This is a genomic window from Streptomyces sp. NPDC037288 (assembly GCF_055603265.1).
On the sequence record NZ_JBVJVY010000079.1, the window covers coordinates 1 to 2,812 of the forward strand.

General features: G+C 68.2%; 3 protein-coding genes and 1 pseudogene. 1 reads left to right on the plus strand and 3 read right to left on the minus strand.

Annotation, left to right across the window (positions count from 1 at the left end; translation table 11 throughout):
- Nucleotides 1–511 (plus strand): annotated as a pseudogene (locus ACZ7GZ_RS39815) (hypothetical protein); the annotation flags it as partial.
- Between the two features lie 264 nt (nucleotides 512–775).
- Here ACZ7GZ_RS39815 and ACZ7GZ_RS39820 read toward each other — a convergent pair.
- The 3 genes from ACZ7GZ_RS39820 to ACZ7GZ_RS39830 all read right to left on the minus strand — a co-directional run bounded on the left by ACZ7GZ_RS39820 (nucleotide 776) and on the right by ACZ7GZ_RS39830 (nucleotide 2,788).
- Nucleotides 776–1,204 carry a DUF8175 domain-containg protein gene (locus tag ACZ7GZ_RS39820; protein ID WP_471032257.1) on the minus strand — a complete coding sequence of 143 codons (429 nt, stop codon included), beginning with the start codon at nucleotides 1,202–1,204 and terminating at the stop codon, nucleotides 776–778.
- Nucleotides 1,205–1,255: 51 nt separating this feature from the next.
- The gene (locus ACZ7GZ_RS39825; RefSeq protein WP_471032258.1) at nucleotides 1,256–1,651 is read right to left on the minus strand and encodes a DUF6585 family protein; all 396 of its coding nucleotides are present in this window, start codon (nucleotides 1,649–1,651) and stop codon (nucleotides 1,256–1,258) included.
- Nucleotides 1,652–2,122: 471 nt separating this feature from the next.
- Nucleotides 2,123–2,788 carry a M20/M25/M40 family metallo-hydrolase gene (locus ACZ7GZ_RS39830; protein ID WP_471032277.1) on the minus strand — a complete coding sequence of 222 codons (666 nt, stop codon included), beginning with the start codon at nucleotides 2,786–2,788 and terminating at the stop codon, nucleotides 2,123–2,125.
- Between the last annotated feature and the right edge of the window lie 24 nt (nucleotides 2,789–2,812).

A 2,812-nucleotide genomic window follows, 5' to 3' on the forward strand; every position in this document is an offset into this window, starting at 1 on the left:
ACGTGCACACGCCCCGCAAAACACCGACGACGAAGCAGCGAACGAAGAAGTCAACGACCCCACGACCCCGCCGCACAGGTTAAAGATCAAGCTAGAGCCTCCTCCCGAGCCGGTCGCCTGCAGCAGCCATCACGAGCGACGGCCAGCCACGTGGCACCCTGTAACGCACACCCTCACCAGTACCTCCACCACCACACTCCTCCGCGTCCTGCGACACCTCGCCAAACACACCATCCGTCCCCGCACCGCCGCGGTCAGCGAACTCATGGCCTACGTTTCAACGGCGATCACCGCCGGATGGCTGCGCGAACCGGACTCCGACATGACCCTGCCTGGCACGGACTTTGCCCACCGGATCACCGCGCTCCTGGAAGCAGCCGCTAACCGGCCGGACGTGTCCGACACCCTCCCCGCACGCGCCGCAGACCAGGAGCTTCCTCCCGACCCGGACCACACCGCCCCAGTCAGGCCTGCCCTACACCAGCACATGCAGGAGTCCGCACAACGATGAACAGGTGAACCAATAGGCGCGCGCGCCTATCCACAGACAACGGCCCCGCCGTCCCGGCAACAGCCGCGGGAGCGGTGCCGTTGAACGACGGTGCTCATCCAGGCCCGGCAGGCCTTCTCACGCAGCCCGCCCCCACCCCCGCACGCGCCGTCGGCCGGCCCGGAGGTGCGCGAGCAGTTCGCCACCCACATCCTCGCTCAGGCAGCCCCCGTGACCAGGCCGCTCACTTGGCGCCGCTCCAGGGGACGAGCCCGGCCAAGCTGGTCACTTGGGAGACGGGTGAGTGTCCGCCCCGCTGTCCTGGAGCTGGATTTTCCAGTCCCCGTCGAGCCACTTCATGGTGAAGGTAGCGACGTTGAAGGTGCCATTGTTCATTCGGCTGACGAGGTTGATGACAGCCGTGTCATGGGTGTAGCTGGCGAACTGGGAGCCAGCCGTCTGTCCGTCGGTACTTCCGTCGCCCGTCTCTGGCCCAGCGAGTACCTGGAGCCCGCGGTCTACGCCCGGACCTGGGACGGCCTGTTTCTTGAAGATCTCGATCACTTCGCGGTTGGACGCCACGCCGATCCGGTCTCCGATCTGCGACGCAGCGATCAGCGCGCCAAGTGGTGTGTGGGCGTAGCAGTGGGCGATGGGTCCCTCGATCTTGCCCGGGCCGGCTGTTGGGGAGACAGGCATCGCGTCGCCCTTCATCCCGCTTCATCCGTCCACACACGCACACACGGCCCGTCGGCAGCGTGCATGTCAGCCGCTGCAGAGGTTCAAGGCGACGGTCAGGAAGAGCAGGAGGTTCGGCACGGTCTTGACCTCGGCCTGCGCCCAGGCTTTGCGCCGTCCGTACTGTCGGACGACCACGACGCCGGCATGGACGTCGATCGCCTCGACCGTCGGCCAGGGCAGGGTTCCCTTGCGCTTGGTGGTGATGCCGGTGGCATCCAGTGCGAACGGGCCGTAGGTCGTCCTCCGTCCCGCCTGGACTGCCTCCCACGCCTTCTGGGCCTGGGCGCGGCCGATGGCCTCGGCTATCAGGGGCACCCAGGTCCCGAAGCCGGCGGCGAAAGAGTCCGAGATCTCGACCTTGGCGCCACCGGGCGCGACCCAGGGTGGAGGTGTGCGAGCTCCGCGAAGTGATATGTGCAACCATGTAACTGACCACTAGCGTGACTGTCGCCTGGTAATGGACCGCGTGGTCCCACGCGACCGCGGACAGCTGCCCGGCGCCTAGGTCCACGAGCAGACCTTTTTCGAACAGGTACAGGCACTGGCCGCCCGGTTTCTCACGGAAGTTCGGGCCGTCGTACGGGGCACTGAGGCCTACGGCGACGAGCAAGGGGAACAACGCGAGCACCCGGTCCACGAACACCCACAACAGGACGCCCCCGGTCGCCAGGCAGGCGACGGCGGCCAGGGAAGCGGCGATGAACAGTGCGCCGTGCTTCTCCTGCACGTTGACCTCCTTCCTCGGCAGGAAGGCGTGTTCGAGTCGGCCGAAGTTCTTGCGGGAAGCCAGTCTGGCGACTTCAGGGGACGGGGAATCCGGCTCGCTCATATGCGGGGCCTCGGTTTCGTATCGCAGCGACCTCGTCGAGGCCGCTTCAGCTGGTCGTGTGTTCAATTGGCCGTGTGCTCGATGAGTCGAGCGAGTAGACGGGCGCGGGGGACCATCCGCGCAACCTCCACGTACTCGCTGTCCGCGTGCGCGCCTGCGCCCACGGCACCCAGGCCGTCCAGCGTTGGACAGCCCACCGCCGCGGTGTAGTTGCCGTCCGAGGCGCCGCCGACGGCGATCCCCCGCAGCGGTTCCTGACCCGACTCCGTGGCGAGCCGGGAGGCGAGGGCGAACAGTTCGGCGGACGATTCCGGTGTCATGGGCGGCCGTTGCCTGCCGCCCATCACCTCGAGCCGGGCTCCGGGCGTTCGGGCGGTGAGCCCCCGCATGAGCTCATCGACCCGGTCCTGCGCCGCCGTCGTCGGCACGCGCACGTCCACCGACACCCGTGCCAGCGCGGGCACCGTGTTACGGGCACTGCCGGCCGACAGCAGGGTGGGCGTGACGGTCGCGAGGCCCAGAACGGAGTGGGGGCCGCCAGCGGCATCCGACGAGGCTCCGAGGCCAGCGATGAACAGCACCTGATGAGCGGCCTCGACCGCCGCGTTGACCCCTTTCTGCGGTTCCAGACCCGCGTGGGGGGGCCGGGCGCGCACCCCACACCCCCCCCCCCCAGTGCTCCTTCGGGAGGTTGTTCGCCCCCCCCTCTTCTCTTTGGAAGACCCCACGGCCAAAAGAGCCCTTCCACCCCC